This is a genomic window from Micromonospora sp. NPDC005254, assembly GCF_042872525.1.
In the GTDB taxonomy this organism is placed as follows: Bacteria; Actinomycetota; Actinomycetes; order Mycobacteriales; family Micromonosporaceae; genus Micromonospora.
This window is the reverse complement of sequence record NZ_JBIAKM010000013.1, coordinates 128,993-151,153: the sequence shown is the minus strand read 5'-3', so window position 1 is coordinate 151,153 and position 22,161 is coordinate 128,993. Positions and strand designations below refer to the sequence as shown.

Annotated in this window: 22 protein-coding genes; 14 read left to right on the top strand and 8 right to left on the bottom strand. The window is 72.8% G+C overall.

Annotation, left to right across the window (positions count from 1 at the left end; genetic code table 11):
- Positions 1 to 62 precede the first annotated feature (62 nt).
- Positions 63 to 299 (top strand): hypothetical protein, encoded by a 237-nt coding sequence (locus ACFYPR_RS30940; protein ID WP_354854783.1) that lies wholly within the window; start codon positions 63 to 65, stop codon positions 297 to 299.
- A gap of 24 nt (positions 300 to 323) precedes the next feature.
- Here ACFYPR_RS30940 and ACFYPR_RS30935 read toward each other — a convergent pair whose 3' ends face one another.
- On the bottom strand, positions 324 to 2,807 hold the full coding sequence (locus ACFYPR_RS30935) for a helicase-associated domain-containing protein (protein WP_387264084.1): 2,484 nt from the start codon (positions 2,805 to 2,807) through the stop codon (positions 324 to 326).
- A gap of 84 nt (positions 2,808 to 2,891) precedes the next feature.
- Between ACFYPR_RS30935 and ACFYPR_RS30930 the strand changes: the two genes are divergently transcribed.
- Positions 2,892 to 3,515 carry an HAD family hydrolase gene (locus tag ACFYPR_RS30930; RefSeq protein WP_387264081.1) on the top strand — a complete coding sequence of 208 codons (624 nt, stop codon included), beginning with the start codon at positions 2,892 to 2,894 and terminating at the stop codon, positions 3,513 to 3,515.
- 27 nt (positions 3,516 to 3,542) lie between these two features.
- Positions 3,543 to 3,929: a cold-shock protein gene (locus tag ACFYPR_RS30925; RefSeq protein ID WP_088986676.1), complete on the top strand. Its 387-nt coding sequence runs from the start codon at positions 3,543 to 3,545 to the stop codon at positions 3,927 to 3,929.
- Here the strand turns inward: ACFYPR_RS30925 and ACFYPR_RS30920 are convergent.
- Positions 3,890 to 4,720: a 1,4-dihydroxy-6-naphthoate synthase gene (locus tag ACFYPR_RS30920; RefSeq protein WP_387264077.1), complete on the bottom strand. Its 831-nt coding sequence runs from the start codon at positions 4,718 to 4,720 to the stop codon at positions 3,890 to 3,892. The genes ACFYPR_RS30925 and ACFYPR_RS30920 overlap by 40 nt on opposite strands.
- A gap of 469 nt (positions 4,721 to 5,189) precedes the next feature.
- Between ACFYPR_RS30920 and ACFYPR_RS30915 the strand changes: the two genes are divergently transcribed.
- Positions 5,190 to 6,017 carry a GNAT family N-acetyltransferase gene (locus ACFYPR_RS30915; protein ID WP_387264076.1) on the top strand — a complete coding sequence of 276 codons (828 nt, stop codon included), beginning with the start codon at positions 5,190 to 5,192 and terminating at the stop codon, positions 6,015 to 6,017.
- Positions 6,018 to 6,030: 13 nt separating this feature from the next.
- On the opposite strand, the gene ACFYPR_RS30910 is transcribed toward ACFYPR_RS30915, so the two are convergent.
- Both ACFYPR_RS30910 and ACFYPR_RS30905 read right to left on the bottom strand, forming a co-directional pair.
- Positions 6,031 to 6,681, bottom strand: coding sequence for a futalosine hydrolase (locus ACFYPR_RS30910; RefSeq protein WP_387264074.1), 651 nt, complete (start codon positions 6,679 to 6,681; stop codon positions 6,031 to 6,033).
- Entirely contained in the window at positions 6,678 to 8,291 is a 1,614-nt protein-coding gene (locus ACFYPR_RS30905; protein ID WP_387264071.1) for an MFS transporter, read from the bottom strand. Before ACFYPR_RS30905 ends, ACFYPR_RS30910 begins: the two co-directional genes overlap by 4 nt.
- Between ACFYPR_RS30905 and ACFYPR_RS30900 the strand changes: the two genes are divergently transcribed.
- Complete coding sequence (locus ACFYPR_RS30900; RefSeq protein ID WP_354854796.1) at positions 8,290 to 9,219, top strand: DUF3027 domain-containing protein; 930 nt, start codon at positions 8,290 to 8,292, stop codon at positions 9,217 to 9,219. The two genes, ACFYPR_RS30905 and ACFYPR_RS30900, sit on opposite strands and share 2 nt — an antisense overlap.
- A gap of 28 nt (positions 9,220 to 9,247) precedes the next feature.
- Here the strand turns inward: ACFYPR_RS30900 and ACFYPR_RS30895 are convergent, their stop codons facing one another.
- Positions 9,248 to 9,493: a DUF2530 domain-containing protein gene (locus ACFYPR_RS30895; protein WP_354854797.1), complete on the bottom strand. Its 246-nt coding sequence runs from the start codon at positions 9,491 to 9,493 to the stop codon at positions 9,248 to 9,250.
- A gap of 89 nt (positions 9,494 to 9,582) precedes the next feature.
- Here ACFYPR_RS30895 and ACFYPR_RS30890 point away from each other — a divergent pair, with 89 nt between their 5' ends.
- The 5 genes from ACFYPR_RS30890 to thpR all read left to right on the top strand — a co-directional run bounded on the left by ACFYPR_RS30890 (position 9,583) and on the right by thpR (position 14,226).
- The gene (locus ACFYPR_RS30890; protein WP_387264068.1) at positions 9,583 to 11,061 is read left to right on the top strand and encodes an NCS2 family permease; all 1,479 of its coding nucleotides are present in this window, start codon (positions 9,583 to 9,585) and stop codon (positions 11,059 to 11,061) included.
- 116 nt (positions 11,062 to 11,177) lie between these two features.
- Entirely contained in the window at positions 11,178 to 11,627 is a 450-nt protein-coding gene (locus ACFYPR_RS30885; RefSeq protein WP_354854801.1) for a MarR family transcriptional regulator, read from the top strand.
- A 73-nt stretch (positions 11,628 to 11,700) separates the two neighbouring features.
- Positions 11,701 to 12,984, top strand: coding sequence for an MFS transporter (locus ACFYPR_RS30880; RefSeq protein WP_354854802.1), 1,284 nt, complete (start codon positions 11,701 to 11,703; stop codon positions 12,982 to 12,984).
- 137 nt (positions 12,985 to 13,121) lie between these two features.
- Positions 13,122 to 13,631, top strand: a complete 510-nt coding sequence (locus ACFYPR_RS30875; RefSeq protein ID WP_354854804.1) for a hypothetical protein — start codon at positions 13,122 to 13,124, stop codon at positions 13,629 to 13,631.
- Positions 13,632 to 13,644: 13 nt separating this feature from the next.
- Positions 13,645 to 14,226 (top strand): RNA 2',3'-cyclic phosphodiesterase, encoded by a 582-nt coding sequence (thpR, locus tag ACFYPR_RS30870; RefSeq protein WP_354854806.1) that lies wholly within the window; start codon positions 13,645 to 13,647, stop codon positions 14,224 to 14,226.
- Between the two features lie 310 nt (positions 14,227 to 14,536).
- Here the strand turns inward: thpR and sepH are convergent, their stop codons facing one another.
- The 3 genes from sepH to ACFYPR_RS30855 all read right to left on the bottom strand — a co-directional run bounded on the left by sepH (position 14,537) and on the right by ACFYPR_RS30855 (position 18,238).
- Positions 14,537 to 15,619, bottom strand: coding sequence for a septation protein SepH (sepH, locus tag ACFYPR_RS30865; protein ID WP_355065543.1), 1,083 nt, complete (start codon positions 15,617 to 15,619; stop codon positions 14,537 to 14,539).
- A gap of 185 nt (positions 15,620 to 15,804) precedes the next feature.
- Complete coding sequence (gene serC, locus ACFYPR_RS30860) at positions 15,805 to 16,932, bottom strand: phosphoserine transaminase (protein WP_355134439.1); 1,128 nt, start codon at positions 16,930 to 16,932, stop codon at positions 15,805 to 15,807.
- Positions 16,933 to 17,131: 199 nt separating this feature from the next.
- Positions 17,132 to 18,238: a citrate synthase 2 gene (locus tag ACFYPR_RS30855; protein ID WP_354862774.1), complete on the bottom strand. Its 1,107-nt coding sequence runs from the start codon at positions 18,236 to 18,238 to the stop codon at positions 17,132 to 17,134.
- A gap of 193 nt (positions 18,239 to 18,431) precedes the next feature.
- Here ACFYPR_RS30855 and pdxH point away from each other — a divergent pair, with 193 nt between their 5' ends.
- The 4 genes from pdxH to ACFYPR_RS30835 are packed head-to-tail and all read left to right on the top strand — an operon-like array spanning position 18,432 to position 21,993.
- Positions 18,432 to 19,148: a pyridoxamine 5'-phosphate oxidase gene (gene pdxH, locus ACFYPR_RS30850; protein WP_387264065.1), complete on the top strand. Its 717-nt coding sequence runs from the start codon at positions 18,432 to 18,434 to the stop codon at positions 19,146 to 19,148.
- On the top strand, positions 19,145 to 20,443 hold the full coding sequence (locus tag ACFYPR_RS30845; RefSeq protein ID WP_363935175.1) for an MFS transporter: 1,299 nt from the start codon (positions 19,145 to 19,147) through the stop codon (positions 20,441 to 20,443). The genes pdxH and ACFYPR_RS30845 overlap by 4 nt, the downstream gene beginning before the upstream one ends.
- Positions 20,444 to 20,461: 18 nt before the next feature.
- Positions 20,462 to 21,391, top strand: coding sequence for an aldose 1-epimerase family protein (locus ACFYPR_RS30840; protein WP_387264063.1), 930 nt, complete (start codon positions 20,462 to 20,464; stop codon positions 21,389 to 21,391).
- A complete protein-coding gene (locus ACFYPR_RS30835; RefSeq protein WP_387264061.1) occupies positions 21,391 to 21,993 on the top strand; it encodes a nitroreductase family protein in 603 nt (200 codons plus the stop codon). The genes ACFYPR_RS30840 and ACFYPR_RS30835 overlap by 1 nt, the downstream gene beginning before the upstream one ends.
- The last annotated feature ends 168 nt before the right edge of the window (positions 21,994 to 22,161 follow it).

Below are 22,161 nucleotides of genomic sequence, written 5' to 3'. Positions count from 1 at the left end.
ACACCCGTCCCGGGAGTGACACTCTTGGGAGTCCAGGGCCGCACCGGGCGGGGAGGCTGGGCATGACGGTCGACCGTGACGTGATCGCAGAGCATGAACAGGCGCCACCCGACGAGGTGTCCCGCGTGACCGTGGTCGCGTACGCCCTCGCCGCGGCGCTCCTCGTCGGGTGGTTCCTCTTCGGCTGGCTGGTGCTGCGGCAGGGCTTCGTCGACTCGGTCGGTGAGTCCGCCGGCGCCGGCTTCGCCCTGTTGCTTGTCGTCTCGGTGGTCGGCACCTTTCGGCGCAGCCGCCGCTGACCGAGCAGCGGCGGCGTCGCCCCGTCAGTCCGCCAGCACCGCCGCCGTGATCCGGTGCAGTGCGAAGGTGTGCAGCATCTCGGTCCGCTCGTCCTCGGCTCGCAGGTAGCCGGCACCGATCGAGACCGGCTTGACCAGCCGGGACGCGGTCGCCCCGTGCGCGTCGACATACCCGACCCAGACCAGCGCCTTGTCGCGGACCGCCTGCTGGAGCACGGCAAGGGCCTCGCTGTGCGTGTGCGCGGGCACCGGGCCTCCGCCCAGCCCTGCCGCCCCGCCCCGGACGACGGCCGGCGCCCGGCGGGCCGCCCGCGCCGCCGCGTCACCCCGGCGGATGTGCTCCACCACCCCGAGCAGCCGGGGCATCGGCAGCTTTGGGGCGGCCAGCGGATCGAGCGTCCTGGTGGTCACCGCGACCCGCGCCGGAGCACGCCGGATCCGGGGACGGGACAGCATCGTGCCGCCCGTGCCGTCCTCCTGCACCGGCGCGTACCCGGCGTCCCGCAGCGCGCCCAACAGCCGGCTGACCTGGTACGGAGTGCTCAGCACCGTCGGCGCCAGCCGGCGCAGCGTCAACGGCTCCAGCCGCCGGTCGGCCAGCACCTCGGTGAGCAGCGCCTCGTCGTCACTGCGCAGGTACGCCCCGGCCGACCCGACCCGCAGCCCACCGTGCTTACGGGCCACGTCGTCCACCAGGTAGCTGAGTCCCTGCGGCACCGGGGTACGCGACCGTCGCCGGAACAGCTCGTGCAGATCGTCGGCCGTGTAACCGGCGTCCAGCGCCCTCCGCACGCTCGCCGTGGTGACCCGGTGCACACTCGCGCCGCCGGCCGACTCGGGTTCGGTCGTCGCCTCCAACTCGGCGGCCAGCGCCGGCTCGGGCGGCCCGGGCACCACCACGGTCAGGTCGGCCTGCACCAGGAAGTGGTCGACCGGGGCGGGCAGCAGCGCGTCCAACGCCCGCGCGGCACTGGACGGATCGCCGCTCTCCGCGTCCGCGTGCAACCCCAGCGGGTCGCCACCGGGCTCGTCGGCCGACGTCAGCTCGCCCAGCAACAACCGCCCGTACGAGGTGAGCGCCCCCAGGCCGGTCACGCCGAGCTGCGCCGCCTCGGCAAGCACCTCCCGGTGGGCGGCCTCCCGACCCCGGCTGCGCCGCGGCGCCCGCCAGTCCAGCAGGGCCTGCACCTCCTCCGGGGTGGGCGCGGTAGCCGGCTCCAGGTCGGCGAGCACCCCGAGCACCGCCCGCCGGGTCGCCGGTGCGCCGGCCCGCTCGGCCTCGGCGGACAGCGCGGTGATCGGCCGGTCCCGGTCGTCCCGCCGACCGACCAGGCCGACCTGCCGGGTCATCGTCAACCAGGCGCGGGCCAGGTGCTCCCACCGCTGGGCCAGCGAGGCGGCCCGCCACACCTCGTACCCGCCGGTCGGCAGCACCTGCTGATCAGCGCCGTACCGGCCCGTGGTCGAACCGGGCATCTCCAGCTCACCGGCGAGCCCCGCCGCGTACGCCACCTCCAGCAGCAGGGCGGTGGTCGGCTCGTCCAGGCCGGCGGTACGCGCCAGCCGGCGCAGGTCCCGGACGCCGATGCCGCCGGAGCGCAGCACCGGCGCGGGTTCGGCGGCGAGCTGCTCCAACAGCCCTTCGGTGTGCCGGACCACCTCCATGGTCTGCCCGGCGCCGGCCGAGTCGACCGCCTTGGGCTCCCGGGGCGCGGTGGCCACCGGCGGCGGGCTGGTGCGCAACGGCCCGAGCGGGCCACTGTCGCGGCGCAGCAGCAGCCCCACCTCGCGGGGCAGCTCGACCGTTCCGCTAGCCGTCGACGAGCCGGCCGAGACAGCGACCAGCAGCCGGTTGTCGACCAGCCAACGCACCGGCGAGCCGGTCGGCGCGCCACCGTTGGTCGGGTCGGCGAGGACGGCGTCCTGCGTGCCGATCGGCGGTGCCTGCAACGCGCCCGGGGGCACGCTGCCCACGGGTGGTCCGGCCGCCAACCGGTCCAGGATCGCCCGGGCCGACGGGGGCGCGGCGAGCAGCGTCCGGCGCAGTTTCGCCGGGTCCGCGCAGAGCGCGGCCGTGCGCGGGTCCAGCTCCGCGGCGGGTCGGCCGAGCCCAGCGGGGTACGGGGAGACCTCGTCGACGGCGGGCACCACGTGCAGGGCGTGCTCGGGGCCGTACAGCAGGAAGAGCGCCCTCAGCCGGCCGAGGGCGGCCCGGACGGCCGTCGGTGCCGGCGGGTGCGGCCCGGTGGTCGCCATGGCGAGCACGGCGTCGGTGGCCGTGGTGCCCTCGTCCGGATGCCGGGTGAGCCGGGCGGCGTCGAGGATCTGGAGGGTGAACTGGTCCAGCCCGTCCAGGGCGCGGGCCACCGAGACCCGGGACTGGGCGCGGATGGCCAGGGCGGAGACGTCTGCCGGCACGGGCACGACGAGGTCCGGCCGGAGCTGGAGGAGCGCGGCCAGCGCCTCGTCGGGCAGCGACCGCAGGTGGTCGGCGAGTGAGGTGGTCATCGTCTTTCCACGCTAGCCCGGGGTGGGGCAGTCGCGCCCCTCGGACGTCCGGGCGGTCAAAGGTCGCCGGGTACGTTTCTCGACATGCCCACGCTGACCGTCGGATTCGATCTCGACATGACCCTGGTTGACTCCCGCCCCGGCATCGCCGCGGCCTACCGGGCGCTGACCGCCAGGACGGGCGTACCGGTGGACGCCGACCTGGCCGTGTCCCGGCTCGGCCCGCCGCTGCGCACCGAGATCGCGCACTGGTTCCCGCCGGAGCAGGTCGAGTCGGCCGTGCAGGCGTACCGGGAGCTGTATCCGGCGTACGCCATCACACCGACGGTGCCGCTGCCCGGCGCGCGGGAGGCGATCGACGCGATCCGTGCCCGGGGCGGAAGGGTGCTCGTCGTCACGTCCAAGATCGGCCGACTGGCCCGGTTGCACCTGGATCACCTCGGCCTCGTGGTGGACGAGCTGGCGGGTGACCTGTTCGCCGAGCAGAAGGCGACCGCGCTGCGGGAGCACGGCGCGACCCACTACGTCGGTGACCACGTGGCGGACATGGTGGCGGCGGGCGTGGCAGGGGTGCCGGGAATCGCTGTCGCGACCGGGCCGTGCTCCCCGGATGAGCTGCGTGCGGCGGGGGCGAGCGTGGTGCTGGACGATCTCACCGGATTCCCAGCGGCGCTCGACGGCATGATCCAGCTAGCCTGGGAGCAGTAGCGGCTCAAGTGAAGCAGGGGTTTTCAGGTGCCTACGGGTCGAGTGAAGTGGTACGACACGGCCAAGGGATACGGCTTCGTCACCAGTGATGAGGGCGGCGACGTGTTTCTGCCCAAGGGTGCTCTGCCGGCGGGCGTCACCGACCTCAAGGGTGGTCAGCGGGTCGACTTCAGCGTGGTGGACAGCCGCCGGGGCGCGCAGGCCATGGGCGTCAAGCTGCTGGACGCGCCGCCGTCGATGGCGGAGCTGCGACGTCGGCCGGCCGAGGAGCTGCACGGCCTCGTCGAGGACATGATCAAGGTGCTGGAGGCGAAGGTCCAGCCGGACCTGCGCCGGGGCCGGTACCCGGACAAAAAGACCGCGCAGAAGATCGCTCAGCTGGTCCACGCGGTGGCGCGCGAGCTGGAGGTCTGAGGCACCAGGCCGGCGGTGGCGGCGCGGTCGAGGAGCGCCGTCACCGCGGCGAAGCCGGCCTCGCCCAGGTCGGCGGTGAACTCGTTGACGTAGAGGCCGATGTGCCGGTCCACCACGTCGAGTTCCATCTCCTGGGCGTGCGCGAGCACGTACTCCCGGCTGGCCGCCGGATCCGCCCAGGCCTGCCGGACGGATTCGCGAATCCATCCGGCCGCTGCCACCGGGTCCACCGCGCCGCGCCGGGCCAGGATCGCGCCGAGCGGGATGGGCAGCCCGGTGTCGGCTTCCCACCACTCGCCGAGGTCGACGAGCGCGGTCAGCCCGTGCCGGTGGTAGGTGAACCGGGCCTCGTGGATGACCAACCCAGCGTCGTAGCGACCAGCCGCGACGCCCGGCATGATCTCGTGGAACGGCACCACCTCGATCCGGGCCGGCGACTGCCCGGCCGACCAGAGCCGGAACAGCAGGTACGCGGTCGTCCGATCACCTGGCACCGCCACCGTGGCGCCGGTCAGGTCGGTGCGGTCGCCCCTGGTGAGAACCAGTGGCCCGCACCCGCGGCCGAGCGCGCCCCCGCAGGGCAGCAGGTGGTAGTCGTCGAGCAGCCAGGGCAGCGCCGCGTAGCTCACCTTCACCAGGTCGAACGCACCCCGCTCGGCCGCCGTGTTGGTGACGTCCACGTCGGCGTACGTCACCTCGACCGGCGGCGCACCGGGCACCCGCCCGTGCACCAGGGCGTCGAAGACGAACGTGTCGTTGGGGCAGGGCGAGATCGCCAGGGAGAGCGCCACGCCCTCACGTTAGCCCCGCCCCCGGCCAACAGCTCGCGCACACCCCGCCCACTGTGATCCACGACGGCCGGCCCGGCCCGCCCGGAGCCAGCCTCCCAGCCTCCCGGCGGGCTGCGGCGGTATCGCCGCCGGGCTCGGCGGGGTGCTTCCGTTCAGCTCAGGCGGGGTGGTCGGTCGGGCTTCGGTCCGGGCCGGGTGAGGTCACGTCGCGCCCTGTCGAGCTGCCCCAGATATGGGGCGAGGTCAGCGCCCGCGGCGAGCGGTGGCGGCGGTGGCGTGGCCGTGAGCGGGCACCGAGGGGCGATCCTGGTGGCGGTGTCCCGCCCCATGCAGCCGCCCCACCCATGGGGCAGCTCGACAGGGCCCGACCGAGGGGATACCCACAGCGGCGGCGACGTTGTCCACATGGTTATCCACAGGCGGAGGGGGGCCTGTTGACGACGCTCGCCGAGCAGAAAACCATGAGCGGGTGGCAGCCGGAGGGGATGCGATCGATGTGGGCGCGGCGCTGCGTGATCTTCGTCGACGTGCCGATCTGAGCCAGCGGGAGTTGGCCGAGCGGTCCGGGGTCCCGAAGAGCACGCTGGCACGCATCGAGGCCGGCCAGGGTGGCGGGCCCGCCTTTCGAACGGTGGCGCGGCTGGTCGCGGCGGCAGGGGGCGAGCTCGCGCTCCGTTTGCCCGGGGACGGCGACGGGTCCGCGGGCGGCGGACTGCTGGGCATGCCGGCCGACGAGCCACGGGACGAGGCTGACCGCCGGTACCCCGCCCACCTCGACGTCCGCCGGGTCCGAACCCTCAAGGACTGGCCGGGCGCCTGGTGGGTGCACTCGTACACGCTCCCGGAGAAGTTGTGGCCGGTGAGGGTTCCGGAGTTGACCTACGACCTGGATCGGGCGCGGCGGGACAGGCGGCGGTGGCGGTCGGAGGCGCGTGCGCAGATGATCTTCCGGCGGGTATCCGACGGGCTACCGGCCACGCCCTGGCGGTTCCTCGCCGAGGTGCCCGGCGGCGGGCCGGTCGGTGAGCTGCGGGCTCATGAGCGGAGCGTCGATCTGCTCCTCGGCGAGGATCTGGACGACCGGCGTGAGTTGGTGCTGGAAGGTGTGGTCGTCGCCCCGGGCCTGCGGGCGCTTGGCGTCGGGCGGCGGCTTGTCGAGCTGTTGGCGGAGGAGATGACACGTGCCGGCATTCGCGCCGCCCACGCGGTCGCCGAGTTCGGCAACGTCGAGTTCCTTCTCGCCTGTGGGTTCGAGCTGCAGGCGAGCAGGCCGTCGGCGCTGATGCTCGAGGTGTGACGAGTGCCCGTGGTCAGCGCAGCGCCGGAGCTGCCGCGGTCAGCGCGGTGAGGGCCTCGCGCAGCCGCCAGGCGTCGCGGTCACGGGGGCCGATGGGGTTGGAGATGGTGCGCAGCTCGACGAAGGGCACCCCGGCCTGCGCGGCGGCGACCGCGACCCCGTACCCCTCCATGGCCTCGGCGACCGCCTCCGGATGCCGGCGGCGCAGCTCGTCGGTGCTGGAGGCGGTGCCGGTGACCGTGCTGACGGTGAGCACCGGGCCGGTCGTCGCCGACGGCAGGGCCGCCCGGAGTGCCGCGAGCAGGCCCGGGTCCGCGGGCACCACGCTGCCTCCGCCGAGCAACGCGGGTGGCATGCCCAGTTCGTCGACAGGGATGAAGCCGTCGGGTGACTCGGCGCCCAGGTCGGCGGCGATGCTGGCGGTGCCGAGCACCGTGTCGCCGACCGCGGCCCGCCCGATGAAGCCGCCGGCCACGCCGGCGCTGACCACCGCGCGGTACGGGCGGCCGGCCGCCTCGGCCAGGGCCAGCAGCCGTGCGGTGGCGGCACCCGCGACCGCCGGGCCCACCCCGATCGGGGCGACGGTGACGCTGGCGTCGGTCAGCCCGGCCCGTACGGCGTCCGCCTCGGCCGGCACCGCCGTCACCACCAGCAGGCCGGTCACGAGAGCGAGCCGGGGGATTCCCGGCGGGTCTCGTCGTCCGCTCCGCCGCCCGGGCCGCCGACTGCCGAGGAGGGGCGGTAGATGTGGTAGCCCGGCGGTGCCAGCCCCGGCTCGTCGTGCTGCGGCGAGTTGGCCTGGTTTGGAGCCGGCGAGGTGGGGGCGACGTCCGCGGGCTGGGCAACCGGCTCGTCCTCGGCCGGCTCGTTCTCAGTCAGTTCGTCGTCACCCAGCGGCCGGCCGGCGAGCTTCTCGGCGCGCAGCCGGGCGGCGACCACCACCCCCCGGACGGCGGCCAGGATGCCCACGCCGGCGGCGACCGCGATGCCGGTGCGGCCGTCGAACGGGACCAGTCCGAGCCCACCGCCGACCACGAAGGCGAGCATCAGCACCGTCTCGGAGTGCGCGAAGGAACTGGCCCGCAGCCGTTCCGGGATGCGCTCCTGGATCGAGGCGTCCACGGCGAGTTTGGCCACCCCGCTGACCAGCGCGGTGACCAGACAGAGCAGGGCCACCATCGACAGCGAGAACTGGATGACGGCGAGCACCGCCACCCCCGCCACGATGATCATGCTGCTGGACTGGATGGCGGTCGGCCGGTGGATGCGCAACCGGGTGCCGACGGCGGTCGCCAGGAAGCTGCCGACGGCCAGCGCGCCGCCGATCAGGCCGAGCGCCCACTCCGCGCCCAGGTCCCGGCCGAACACGGCGGTGGTCAGGTCACCCTTCTTGATGGCGAAGGCGAGGAACAACAGCAGGAAGCCGTACACCGCGCGTAGCGTCGCGGCGCCGATCAGGGTGGCGATCACCAGCCGCCCGGCGGGTCGGCCCCGGCCCAGCGGCCGGTCTTCGCGGCGGCCCAGCGCGCGCAGCGCGCGGGGGACCCGCTCCGGTGGCTCCGAGTCCGCCTTCGGTGGCAGCCGCAGGGAGATCACCATGCCGATCAGGAAGATCACCGACGCGACGCGCAGCGGCCACTGCGGCCCGAACCAGAAGGCCGCCAACCCGATCGGGGCCACGAGCGCCCCCGCCACCGTGCCGTAGACGCTGGCCCGTGCGCCCACCTGGGAGAGGCCCAGCCCTTCCGGCAGCAGCCGGGGCACCGCCGCGGACCGTGCCACGCCGTAGGCACGCGACAGCGCGAGCACACCGAACGCGGCCGGATAGAGCCCGAAGCCGTGGATGTAGTCGGAGATCAGCCAGGCCAGGAACGCCCGGCCGAGCATGGTCGCGGCCAGCGCGTACCGCCGGCCGTGCCGGAAGTGGTCCAGCAGCGGGCCCACCACGGGGGCGAGCATCGCGAACGGCACCATGGTCACCAGCAGGTAGAGCGCGACCTTGCTGCGGGCCTCGCCGAGCGGCACGTTGAAGAAGATCGTCCCGGCCAGGCCGATGGCGATCAGTGTGTCGCCCGCGCAGGAGACGGCGTGCAGATCGAACAGGCGGACCATGCCGACCTCGCCGCCGGCGCCCCGCGTCCGGGCCCGACCGGCCCGGCGGGTCACCCAGCGGCCGCTGCCCACCGAACCACGCAGGAGCAGGCGGACGGCCCGAATGCCGGTGCCGACGGTCCGCCCGAGGACGGATCGCCCGGAGCGGGAGTACGGCGGCATGTGCACCATCCTCGCCCATCTGATCCAGGTACGCCGCACCACTGCGGTGAAAGGTTCCCCGGGAGTCCCTGTCACCTCTGCGGGGAGCATGGGGAACAATGGTCGGGTGACCAGGCCCGCCTCCACCCGTGCCGCCCGTCTCGACCAGGTCTGCGCCGCCGCCGTCGAGGTGGCCCGCGCTGGCATCACCGAGGTGGACGCCGACGATGTCGGCGACCACCTGCAGGTCGTCGCCGAGGGTGAACGGCTGGTCACCCACTACTTCGAATGCCGCCTCGCCGGCTACCGCGGCTGGCGGTGGGCGGTCACCGTCACCCGCGTTCCGCGCAGCCGCACGGTGACCATCTGCGAGACCGTGCTGCTGCCCGGCCCGGACGCGCTGCTCGCGCCCGGCTGGCTGCCCTGGCAGGAGCGGCTCAAGCCGGGTGACCTCGGCCCGGGTGACCTGCTGCCGACCTCCCCGGAGGACGAGCGGCTGGCCCCCGGTTATCTGCTCTCCGACGACCCGGCGGTCGAGGAGACGGCCTGGGAGCTGGGTCTCGGTCGGGCCCGGGTGCTCTCCCGGGAGGGTCGCGCCGACGCGGCGCAGCGCTGGTACGACGGCGACCACGGCCCCACGGCGGCCATCTCCGTCGCCGCCCCGGCCGCCGCCCGCTGCGGCACCTGCGGCTTCTACCTGCCGCTGGCCGGTGCGATGCGGCAGGCCTTCGGCGCGTGCGGCAACTTCTACGCTCCGGATGACGGCCGGGTGGTCAGCGCCGACCATGGTTGCGGCGCCCACTCCGAGACGCTGATCGAGGCCGCCGAGACCGCGGTGGAGGATCTTCCGACGGTGTACGACGACAGCGCGGTGGAGGCCATGTCGGTCAGCCGTGCCCCGGGTTCGGTGGAGGCAGCCGAGCCGGCGGAGCCGTACGGGCACCCCTGAGCGTTCGCTCCGGCGCGGCCGGGTGCCGTCAGCTCGCGCGGCGGCGGCGTCGGTTGGCGTCGTGACGCATCATCACGGCGAGGCCGGGGAACCCCCACAGGAAACCGGCCAGGCAGGTCCAGAGCCAGTTCTCGTGGTCGTGCTCGGTCAGCCAGCCCCGGAAGAAGACCAGCAATACCAGCCCGACGACCGCCCATGCGATCAGCCCGGCGACGGCGAACGGCACCATCGGTGGGTCCAGCGGCGCGGGACGCGGTGGCTGGTCGTTCGGCATCGGGCAAGCGTACGCGATCCGCTTCCCCTGCCCGTCGGTGATCTGGGACGATGCGCGCGACAACTGGAAGATCACCTGCGAGGACCCTGATGGCAGTAGCGCCGCCCGAGAACGGCACACCTCCCGACCCCGCTCACCCGCGTAACGGCTTCGACCGGTTCTTCGAGATCTCCGCCCGCGGCTCGACGTTGAGCCGTGAGGTACGCGGTGGCCTGGCGACCTTCTTCACGATGGCGTACATCGTGGTGCTCAATCCGTTGATCCTGGGCGGTGCCGTCGACGGTGACGGCAAGTCCCTCCCGATTCCGGCGCTGGCCGCGGCGACCGCGCTGGTCGCCGGCCTGATGACCATCCTGATGGGTGTGGTCGGCCGGTTCCCGCTGGCGCTCGCCGCCGGTCTGGGCGTCAACGCCCTGGTGGCGTACGAGATCGCCCCCGAGATGACCTGGGCCGACGCGATGGGCCTGGTGGTGATCGAGGGTGTGCTCATCGCCGTGCTGGTGCTCACCGGCCTGCGTACCGCGGTGTTCCGCGCGGTGCCCACGCAGATGAAGACGGCCATCGGCGTCGGCATCGGCCTCTTCCTGACCATCATCGGCCTGGTGGACGCCGGCTTCGTCCGGCGGATCCCGGACGTCGCGAACACCACCGTGCCGGTCGGCCTGGGCATCGGCGGCAAGCTGGTGAGCTGGCCGCTGCTGGTCTTCGTGGTGGGCCTGCTGCTCACGTTGGTGCTCGTGGTGCGCCGGGTGAAGGGCGCGATCCTGATCGGGATCCTGACCTCCACCGTGCTGGCGGTCATCGTCGAGGCGGTCGCCAACATCGGCCCGTCGTTCGTCGACGGAAAGCCCAACCCGAAGGGCTGGGCACTGAACGTGCCGGAGCTGCCCAAGACGGTGGTGGACGTGCCGGACCTGTCGCTGCTCGGCAAGTTCAACGTGCTCGACTCGTGGGGCCGGGCCGGCTGGGTGGTCGTGCTGATGTTCGTCTTCACCCTGTTGATCACGGACTTCTTCGACACCATGGGCACGATGGTGGCGGTCGGTCAGGAGGGTGGCCTGCTCGACGAGCGGGGCACCCCGCCGAAGGCCAAGGAGATCCTGCTGGTCGACTCGATCGCGGCGGCGGCCGGTGGTGCGGCCAGCACCTCCAGCAACACGTCGTACATCGAGAGTGCCGCCGGTGTCGGGGAGGGCGCCCGGACCGGCGTGGCCAGCCTGGTCACCGGCTTCCTCTTCCTGCTGGCGATGTTCCTGGCGCCGCTGGTGGTGATCGTGCCGTTCGAGGCGGCGTCGACGGCCCTGGTGGTGGTCGGCTTCCTGATGATGACCGCGGTACGGACGATCGACTGGTCCGACTACGAGATCGCCATCCCGGCGTTCCTCACCATCGTGCTGATGCCGTTCACCTACTCGATCTCCAACGGGATCGGCGCCGGTCTGATCACCTTCGTGGTCGTCAAGCTGGCGAAGGGTAAGGCCCGGGAGATCCACCCGCTGCTGTACGGGGTGGCCGCGCTCTTCGTGCTGTACTTCCTGCGCGGGCCCATCGAGTCGTTGGTCCTCTGACGCGTCGTCCGGGCGGGGAGTCGAGGGTGATTCCCCGCCCGGAACAGCACGAACATCCTCGTGAGCCTGGTCATAACGGATGTCGTTAGCCAGGCTCATTAGTTAAGCTAACTAACGTGACGGAGCGGACGGTGACGGCGGAACGCGTGCCACCGGCGCAGCTGGCTCCCCAGTTGCGAGATGCGATCACCCGACTCAACCGGCGGGTCCGACGGGCCCGGCCGGTCGGCGACCTCACGGTCACCCAGGTCTCCGCGCTCACCAGCCTGCGGCTGGCGGGCGCGATGACGCCCCGGGAACTGGCCGATGTCGAACGGGTGCAGCCACCGACGATGACCAAGATCGTCGCGAAGTTGGAGGACCGCGGCCTCGTGCAGCGGACCCCCCATCCGACCGACGGTCGCCAGGTCATCCTCGCGGCGACCGAAGGAGGGCAGGCCGTGCTCGACCAGTTCGAGCGGGCCCGCGACGAATGGCTGGCCCACCGGCTGGCCGCGCTCGACGAGGACCAACGGGAGACCCTGCACAGGGCCGCCGAGATTCTCCAGCAGCTCGCTCGCGCCTGAGCCCGCGCGCGCCACTTCCGGCCGTGCCGTCACCTGTCGATGACGCGTACGTCCTTGAGGAGGCGCACCGAGAGTGCAGGCCAAGCTGAGCACGATGTTCCAGTCCCTACAGGTTCGCAACTACCGGCTCTTCGCATCCGGGCAGCTGATCAAGCTGATCGGCGTCTGGATGATGTTCATCGCCCAGGACTGGCTCGTCCTCGAGCTCTCCGACAACTCGGCCACCGCCCTCGGCGTGGTCACCGCGCTCCAGTTCACCCCGGTGCTGCTGCTCACCCTGCTCTCCGGCCGGCTCGCCGACCGGTACGACAAGCGGGTGCTGCTCTTCGCCGCCAACGCCTTCTGGACGGTGCTGGCGCTCGGGATGTCCCTGCTGGTGCTGACCGATCTGGTGCAGCTCTGGCACGTCTTCGCGTTCGCCGCGCTGCTCGGCACGGCCAACGCCGTGGAGACCCCGGTCCGCCAGGCGTTCGTCTCCGAACTGGTCGGCACGCCGCTGCTGCCCAACGCCCTGTCGCTGAACGCCGCCGTGTTCAACTCCGCCCGGATCATCGGCCCGGCGGTCGCCGGTCTGGCCATCGCCGCCTTCGACGTGGGCCCGGTCTTCCTCTTCACCGCCCTCAGCTCCATCGCGCCGCTGGTCAACGTGGTCCGCATGCGGACGGCCGACCTGCACCGCGACGCCCTGCTGCCGCGCGACGAGCGGGCGTCCGCGAAGGTCGTCGACGGGCTGCGGTACGTGTGGCGCCGGCCGGACCTGCTGTTGCCGATGGCGGTCATGTCGGTGATCGGCATGTCGCTGTTCAACTTCCAGCTCACCCTCGCCGCGCTGGCCAAGACGGTCTTCCACACCGGCGCGGCCTCCTTCGGCCTGTTCAGCACCGCGCTGGCCGTCGGCGCGCTGGGCGGGGCGCTCAGCGGCACCGGCCGGCGCAGCCGCCCGTCGGTCTGGCTGGTGCTCGGCGCCGCGATCGGCTGCGCCAGCTTCGGCACCCTGGTCGGCTTCGCGTCGACGTACTGGCTGGTCGTGGCGCTGCTCGTGCCCACCGGCTTCTTCATGGTCTTCTTCGCCCAGGCCGCCAACCAGCGCGTCCAGCTCGGGGTGGACGCCGCCTTCCGGGGCCGGGTGATGGCCCTGTGGGTGCTGGTGTTCCTGGGCACCAACCCGGTCGGCGCACCGCTGATCGGCTGGGTCGCCGAGCACTTCGGCGCCGGCGCGAGCATCTGGATGGGCGGGTTGATCTCGCTGGCCACCGCGCTGATCGCGCTCACCTGGCAACTGCGCCGCTCTGGTGCGCGACTGCGCTTCCGGGTGCTGCCCATGCCCCGCTTCTACGTCACCTCCACCGACTGCTGAGCTACGCGAAGGGCCCTTTCCGGTCGGAACGGGCCCTTCGCGCACGTTCGGAGAACACGGCGAAGTCCCGATCGGCGGATAGCGCGGATGCGGCCAAATCGCTGGCGAGGTGGCACGACGGGGCTTAGCGTCGATATGTGGGAGTCGAACGCGCGCTGATGCTTGCCCTGGCGTTCCTCGCCGTGGCCAGCCTCCCGGCGGCGTTCGCCCTGCTCTTCTGCGCCGACGAGATCATCGACCGGGTGGTCTGCGCCTGGTCCGAGTGGCGCGAGCGCCGGCGGGAGCGACGCACCATCGCCCGCCTCGACCGGGCCATCGAAGCCGACGCGCTGACCCGCGACATCGACCTCAGCGAGTTCGACCGCACCGACCGTCGCCCATTGGAACAGCTCGCCGCCGACCTGCGTCGCCTCGGCGGTCAGCGGCTCGGCGGCACCGGCCGGTCGATGGTCTGGCACGGCGCGGTGGTCCAGGCGTACGACGACCGGCTCCGGCTGGCCTGCCGCGCCCTCGGGATCACCGAACACCTCACCGAGTTGACCGGCGTCGACCAGGAGATCGAACGGGTACGGGTGGAGGGCGTCCTGCACGCCGCCGGTCTGACCCTGCCGGCGGCCCGGGCCGGGCACCGGCAACGGCACCGCTGAACGGTCCGACAGTTTGCGGCTCTTCGTCGCGGTCTATCCGCCCGTCGGGGCGGTCAGCCATCTCGGCGCGCAGATCGCGCGGCTGCGGGTCGGCGCGGCGGCGGCCGCCGGTGTCCGGGTGCGGCTTGCCGACCCGGCGGACCTGCACATCACCCTGGCGTTCCTCGGTGACGTCGAGGCCGCCCGGCTGGTCGACGTGGTGAGTGCGCTCGGGCTCGCCGCCGACCGGTTCCGCGATGCCCGGGACGCCCCGCCCCGGCTGCTTTTGGGTGGCGGTGGCGTGTTCGGCGACGGTCGCCGCACGGTGCTCTGGGTGGACGCCCGGGGCGATGTCGAGGCGCTGCACGAGCTGGCCCAGCTCGTCCGGGAGCGGCTACGCGTGGCCGGGTTGCCGTACGACGAGAAGCCGTTTCGGCCGCACCTGACCGTCGCCCGGCCCGGTGACCGGGTGGAGTTGGCTGCCGTCGAGGCCGACCGGGTGACCCTGGACGACTACGCGGGCCCGGAGTGGCCGGCGACGGGGTTGCTGCTGATGCGGAGCCACCTCGGGTCGGCACGACCGCGTTACGAGCGGCTCGCCGCCTGGCCGCTCTGATTCGTCGAGCCGGCTTGAACGGCATCGGCCGGCAAAGTCGTGCGCCTGAGCTTGCCCTGGCTAGACGAGTAATGCCTAACCTCGCTGGGGCGGTGGGCGCAGCCGGCTGCCGGCGGTGACCCTCGGTCACCTCCATGGGGGCGGATGCGGTGGTGAGCGGTATACCTCAGAGTCATATTCATACCTCTGAGGTATACCGCTCACCAGCACATCGACACGGCGGGCACTTCGGAGCGCCGATCTCGGGGTATCAAGCGCAGGGGACACCGCGACATCGGCGATCTCGGGAGTGGACCGTGGACGTCGAGCGTCAGGAGGACTCGCGGGCGGCCGGACCGCTGCCGAAGAGCACGTCGTCCCAGCTCGGCAGGCGCTTGCGCGGCTTGCCGTTGGCGTCGGTGGACTCGCCACCGGCCGCCGCGGCGGCCGTACCGGTCCGGCGGGGCCGCAGCACCGCCAGCGACGGAACGGCCGGGACCTCCTTGGGCGCGTCCGAGTCGTCGTCGAAGGCCGAGCCCTGGCCACCGCCGAGCAGCGCGGCAGCGCCGCCGCCGACCGGCCGCTGCCGGGGCGCGTCCGACCCGGCCAGAGCAGCCGGGGTACGCGGCTCAAGGCCGCGACCCGACGAGCCGCCGAGCGGACGGTCCAGTGAAGCGAGCAGCGCGTCCCGGCCGGCCCGAATCGGATCCCGACCAGGGCGCGGGTGTTCGGACGCGGCCGGCAGCCCGTGCCCACCACGGCTCGGCTCGCCACGCGACGGACCAGGCAGGGCGTGCCCGCCCCGCTCCGGCGCCGGCTCCTGGCCGAGGATCGGCGTGGGCCGCTCGGCGCACAGGTACTGCGCCATGTCGTCGTGCGGGGTAACCACCTGCCGGGCCTTGTCCATGTCCCAGATGGCCTGCGCGGTGGCCTTGCCGGACGGCCAGGTGGCGATGATCCGCCAGGTGCCGTCGTCGCGCCGGTACGCGTCCCAGGAGATCTTCTCGGTGTCGATGCCGTGCTGGCTCAGTCGGCCGTTGACCACCTCGGCGAGCGGGGTGGGTTTCTCCGCGCCCTTGAGTCGGGTGCGACGGGCGTGCTGGGCGAGCATCGCCCGTTCCTGGAGCACCGGGCCGGCGTAGCGCAGCACGCGGTCGACCGGCACCCCGGCGATCCGGGCGACGTCCTCGGCGGACTCACCGGAGCGGATGCGGGCCTGGATGTCCCGGGGAGACAGTGAGGGAGTCGGGTCGACGGTGCTCGGTGCCACCGCGAGCGGCGGGGCACCCGGCTCGGGGTGCATCACGCCGGCGATGCGTTCGTCGATCGGCAGGGCGAGGAGTCGCCCGACCTCGTCGGCGAGCACCAGCGCCTGGCCGTCCTCGGAAAGGGCGACGAAGCGTACTGGGCGCATAGCGTTGCCTCCGTCCCGCTTCGCTGGCCGCACGCCACGAGTCGGCCACCCAGGCGTCTCGGACCACCGTACGCGCATCTGTCTCGGGGTGGGGGAAGCGACACCCCGCATGTCGCGACTGAGCTGCGGCGATAATCACGGTGGGTGTCCATCGAGGCCCCGACGGACACCCACCGTGACGATGCTCAGAGGCGCTCGACGACGTAGTCGATCGACGCGGTCAGCGCCTCGACATCAGCCGGCTCGACGGCCGGGAACAGCGCCACCCGCAACTGGTTGCGGCCGAGCTTGCGGTACGGCTCGGTGTCGACGATGCCGTTGGCGCGCAGCGCCTTGGCGATCGCGGTGGCGTCCACCCCGTCGGCGAAGTCGATGGTCGCGACCACGTTGGACCGCAGCGCCGGGTCGGTGACGAACGGGGTGGCCACCGTGGACCGCTCCGCCCAGCCGTACACCGTCGCGGCGCTCTCCGCCGTGCGCTTGGCCGCCCAGGCCAGACCACCCTGCGCGTTCATCCAGTCGGTCTGCTCGGCCGCGAGGAAGATGGTGGCCAGCGCCGGGGTGTTGTACGTCTGCTCCAGCCGCGAGTTGTCGATCGCGGTCACCAGGTCCAGGAAGGCCGGGATGTAACGCCCCGACGCCTTGATCTCGGCGGCCCGGTCCAACGCGGCCGGCGACATCAGGGCCAGCCAGAGGCCGCCGTCGGAGCCGAAGCACTTCTGCGGCGCGAAGTAGTAGACGTCGGTCTCGCCGACGTTGACCTCCAGGCCGCCCGCGCCCGAGGTGGCGTCGACCAGGAGCAGCGACCCCTCGTCCGCACCGGCGACCCGGTTGATCGGCACGGCCACGCCGGTCGAGGTCTCGTTGTGCGGCGTCGCGTACACGTCCACGCCGGCCTCGGCGACCAGGGTCGGCGCGCTGCCCGCCGCGGCCTTGCGGACGGTCGGCTCACCCAGGAACGGAGCGTCGGAGACCGACTTGGCGAACTTCGCGCCGAACTCGCCGAAGCTGGCGAACTGCGCACGGTCGCGGACGAGGCCGAAGGTGGCGACCTCCCAGAACGCGGTGGTGCCGCCGTTGCCGATCACGACCTCGTAGCCCTCGGGCAGCGAGAAGAACTCGGCGATGCCGGAGCGCAGTCGGGCCACCTGGTCGCGGACCGTCTTCTGCCGGTGCGACGTGCCCAGGTAGCTGGTCGCCACCTCGGCGAGCGCGGACACGGCCGCCGGACGGACCTTGGACGGGCCGCAGCCGAAACGTCCGTCGGCGGGCTTGATCTCGTCGGGAATCCGGATGATCGGTGCGTCAGCCACGGTACTGAAGATCCTTCCGCAAGGGCGAGGGCGGGCCCGGCGACACTGCCGGCCCTCATCCTCGCACCCGGGGCGGATGGCGACCGCCGGGGTCCCGACGGCCGGTCTGAGTCCTTCACCACATCGAGCGGCCCACGAGGTCGACGGCGGTCGAAAAGGGCCCCCGCACCACGGCTGGTGCGGGGGCCCTTCGGGCAGCTCAGACGCCGTGCGGGATGGCGGCCCAGCCCTCGACGTCGGACGGCTTGCGGGTGTTCGGGCCGACGTAGCGGGCGGACGGGCGGACCAGCCGCTGCAGACGCTTCTGCTCCAGGATGTGCGCGCTCCAGCCGCCCATCCGGGCGCAGGTGAACATCGAGGTGAACATGTGCGCCGGCACCTCGGCGAAGTCCAGCACCACGGCCGACCAGAACTCGACGTTGGTGGCCAGCACCCGGTCCGGGCGGCGGGCCTGAAGCTCGGCGAGGGCGGCCTTCTCCAGCGCCTCGGCGATCTCGAAGCGCGGCGCGCCCAGCTCCTTGGCCGTGCGCCGGAGCACGCGGGCGCGGGGGTCCTCGGCACGGTAGACCCGGTGGCCGAAGCCCATCAGCCGCTCGCCGCGGTCCAGGACACCCTTGACGTAGCCCTCCGCGTCGCCGCTGCGCTCCACGGCCTCCAACATGCTGAGCACGCGGGACGGTGCGCCGCCGTGCAGCGGCCCGGAGAGGGCGCCGATGCCGGACGAGATGCAGGCCGCGGCGTCGGCCCCGGTGGAGGCGACGATGCGCGCGGTGAAGGTGGAGGCGTTCAGGCCGTGCTCGGCGGCCGAGATGAAGTACGCGTCGACGGCCTTGACGTGCCGCGGGTCCGGCTCGCCCCGCCAGCGCTTCATGAACCGCTCGACGATGGTCTGCGCCTTGTCGATCTCCTTCTGCGGCACCGCCGGCAGGCCGAGGCCGCGGGCGGACTGCGCGACGAAGGAGAGCGCGGTCACCGACACCCGGGCGAGGTCCTCACGGGCCTGCTCGTCGGAGATGTCCAACAGCTGGCTGAGCCCCCAGTACGGCGCCAGCATCGCGACCGCCGACTGCACGTCGACCCGGATGTCGCCGGAGTGCACCGGCACCGGGAACGGCTCCGCCGGCGGCAGGCCCGGCCCGAACCGGCCGTCGACCAGCAGCGCCCACACGTTGCCGAACGAGACCTGGCCGATCAGATCCTCGATGTCGACCCCGCGATAGCGCAGCGCGCCACCCTCGCGGTCGGGTTCGGCGATCTCGGTCTCGAAGGCTACGACGCCCTCCAGACCGGGTTTGAAATCGGCCATGTCGCTCTCCTGGATCTGGTCGGTGCGCCTGATCAGCTGAGCCGGCCCGGTCGGCCGAGCGCCTTAGGCGACCCTCAGGGATGTGTTCGGAACATCTTGCCTGCTGCGTAACCGGATATGCGACCCGCTGCGACTGTGCTGCACACGACATCTGAAGACGCGCATTCTCCGCGCCACTCGGTGAGACTGGGCGATGCGGACTGGCCAGCGCGGAAGGGTGCATGTCGGGCCGCCGAGAAGGAGTGGGGACGTGACGGGCGACACACCCGCCCCGGCCGCGATGCGTAACGAGTACGCCGCGGACCTGGGCCTGACCGAAGCTGACCTGGCCGCCGACTGGCACCGCCAGTTCGACAGCTGGTTCGCCGACGCGGTGGCCTTCGGGCTGCCCGAGCCGAACGCGATGGTGGTGGGCACCGCCGACGCCGCCGGCCGGCCCAGCGGCCGGACGGTGCTGCTCAAGGGGTACGACCCCGAGGGCTTCGTCTTCTTCACCAACCACCTCTCGCGCAAGGGTGTCGAGGCGTCCGCCAACCCGTACGCCAGCCTGGTATTTCCGTGGTTTCCCATGCAGCGGCAGGTGGTGGTCGCCGGGTCGATCGCCCCGGTCGAGCGGGCGGTGACCGAGTCGTACTTCGCGAGCCGGCCACGCGGCTCGCAGCTGGGCGCCTGGGCCAGCCCGCAGTCGCAGGTGGTGCCGGACCGGGCCACGCTGGAGGACCGCTATCGGGAGGTGACCGAGCGGTTCGCCGACGCGACGGTCATCCCGCCTCCGCCGCACTGGGGTGGTCTGCGCGTCCGGCCGGACTCGGTGGAGTTCTGGCAGGGGCGGGCGGGTCGACTGCACGACCGCCTGCGGTTCCGTCGCGTCGACGGAAGCGACTGGACCGTCGAGCGGCTGGCGCCGTGACGGGTGTGCAGGAGGCCCGGCCGCGCGGAGCGCGCCGCTGGGCGATCGACGTCCGTCCGCTGCGCGTTCCGGCGTACCGCCGGTTGTGGCTCGGCAACACCGTGGCGATGTTCGGCTTCCAGTTCACCGCCGTCGCGGTGCCGGTGGAGATGTACGCCCTGACCCGGGACTCGTTCTGGGTCGGTCTGCTGGGTGTGGCTGCCTTCGTACCCCTGCTGGTCTTCGGGCTCTGGGGTGGCGCGGTCGCCGACGCCCGCGACCGCCGTGCGGTGCTGCTCGGCGGCTCATTGTTGCTCTGGGCATCCACCCTCGGGTTGCTGGTCCAGGCGCTGCTGAACGTGGGCAGCCCGGTGCTGTTGCTGGCGTTGATGGCGGTGCAGTCGGTGGCCTTCGCGATCACCTCGCCGGCCCGCAGCGCCATGCTGCCCAGGCTGGTGCCGGACGACCTGGTGGCGTCCGCCACCACCCTGAACTACACGACCTTCACCGCCGCCTCGGTCGCCGGCCCGCTCGCCGCCGGTCTGATCCTCTCCGCCTCGCCGGACACCACGGTGGTCCTGCCGATCGCGTACGGGTTGGACGCGGTGCTGTTCACCGCCATGCTCTGGGCCGCGCTGCGCCTGCCCTCGCTCCCGCCCGAGCCGACCGCCGACGGTCAGGCCCGACGTGCCGGCCTGGCCAGTGTGATCGACGGATTCCGGTACCTCGCCACCACGCCGGTGCTGCTGCTCTCCTTCGGCGTGGACCTGATCGCGATGATCCTGGCCATGCCGAGGGCGCTGTTCCCGGAGATCGCCCAGGAGCGGTTCGGCGGCGGTGGCGCGGTCGGCCTGCTCTACAGCGCCATCGCGATCGGTTCCATGATCGGCGGGCTGACCTCCGGCTGGATCGGTCGCCTCCGCCGGCAGGGGGTCGGCCTGGTGGTCGCGGTGGTCGGCTGGGGCCTGGCGATCGCCGCGGCCGGGTTGGCCCACCAGCTCTGGCTGATGGTCGTGCTGCTCGCCGTGGCCGGCGCCGCCGACCTGGTCAGCGCCGTACTGCGCCAGTCCATGCTGCTGGTGTACGCGCCGGACCGGATGCGCGGTCGGCTCCAGGGCGTCAACACGGTGGTGGTGGCCGGCGGTCCGCGCCTGGGTGACCTGCGGGCCGGCACCATGGCCGCCGGGTTCGGCGGCGGGGTGGCCTGGGTCGCCGGTGGGCTCGCCTCGGCGGTGCTCGTGGTGGTGCTCGCGGTCGCCTTCCCGGCGCTGCTGCGTTACCGGGCCACGACGGCGTCGAGCGGCGACCGGCCGTGACCGGTTAGGGTCGCCGACATGGAAAGCCCCGACCAGCGCCCCTTCTCCGGCGCACAGTGGACCATCGCCGCCGCGGGCCACGAGGCAGTCATCGTGGAGGTGGGCGGCGGGCTGCGGACGTACCGGCACGAGGGTGTCGACCTGGTCGACGGGTACCAGACCGACGAGGTGTGCCCCGGCTGCGCCGGGCAGGTGCTCGCGCCCTGGCCGAACCGGATCCGCGACGGTCGCTACCCGTTCGCGGACCGGACGCACCAGCTCGCGCTGACCGAGCCGGAGCGGCACGTCGCCATCCACGGGCTGGTCAACTGGGTGCCGTGGCGGCTGCTGGAGCAGTCCGCGGATGCGGTGACGGTCGGCTACGACCTGCCGCCGCAGCCCGGCTACCCGTGGCCGCTGCGACTGGTCAGCCGGTGGAGCGTCGGCGCGGACGGTCTGCGCGCCGAGCACGAGGTGACCAACATCGGCGCCGAGGTGGCCCCGTTCGGCTTCTCGGTGCACCCGTACCTGCAACTGCCGGGTGTCGCGGTGGACGACCTGGTCATGCGGCTGCCGGCGCGTACCCGTGTGCTGGTGGACGGTCGGCTGCTCCCGGTCGGGGCGACCCCGGTGGCCGGCACCGAGTACGACTGGACCAGCCCGCGTCGGATCGGCGGCGCGGAGTTGGACCTCTGCTTCGGCGAGGTGGTCCGGGACGCCGACGGCGGTTCCTCGGTGAGCCTGGCCGCGCCGGACTCCTCGTCCGAAGTGAGCATCTGGGCGGACGCGGAGTTCGGCTGGTGGCAGGTGTTCACCGGGGACGCGCTCATCGGCGAGCGGCACCGGCGCTCGGTGGCGATCGAGCCGATGACCTGCCCGCCGGACGCGTTCCGCTCGGGCAAGGACCTGCTCACGCTCAAGCCCGGCACGACCTGGCGGGGTGCCTGGGGCATCCGTCCCGGGGCCTGATGGAGTTCGCCGAGGTCGTCCGCCGACGGCGGATGGTGCGCAACTACGACCCGGACCGTCCCGTCCCGCCCGACGTGGTGGATCGGCTGCTCGACCACGCCGTCCGCGCCCCCTCGGCCGGGTTCGCCCAGGGCTGGGGCTTCCTCGTGCTGGAGGAGCCGGCCGACCGGGAGCGGTTCTGGGCCGCCACCACGCCGGAGGGTGGCGGGCGGGAGCGCTGGCTGGCGGGGATGCGCAGGGCGCCGCTCATCGTGGTGCCGCACGCCAACGAGTCGGCCTACCTGCGGCGGTACGCCGAGCCGGACAAGGGTTGGACCGACCGGTCGACCGACCGCTGGCCGGTGCCCTACTGGTACGTGGACACCGGCTTCGCCGCGCTCCTGATGCTGCTCACCGCCGTGGACGAGGGGCTGGGGGCGTGCTTTTTCGGGATTCCGCCGCAGCGGCTGGGCGCGTACCGGGGCGCGTTCGGCGTGCCGGAGGAGTACCACCCCATCGGTGCCGTCACAATCGGTTACCGTGCGCTGGACCATCGGTCACCATCCCTGCGCCGAGGGCGGCGCGAAATGAACGAGGTGGTGCGGCGCGGGCGGTGGAGTTGAGTGGCGCGTCCCGTTCGTCGGAGTTGAGGATCGGGCGAGCGGTAGCGAAACTGACATCAGGGAGCAGAACGTCGCGTGCGCTGGACGGCTAGGCTGGCACGGTCATCGGTGCCGCGCCGCGCGGTGCCCGCCGCGGCCCGGCTCGGTGTCGTCGGTCGGCCCGGCCAC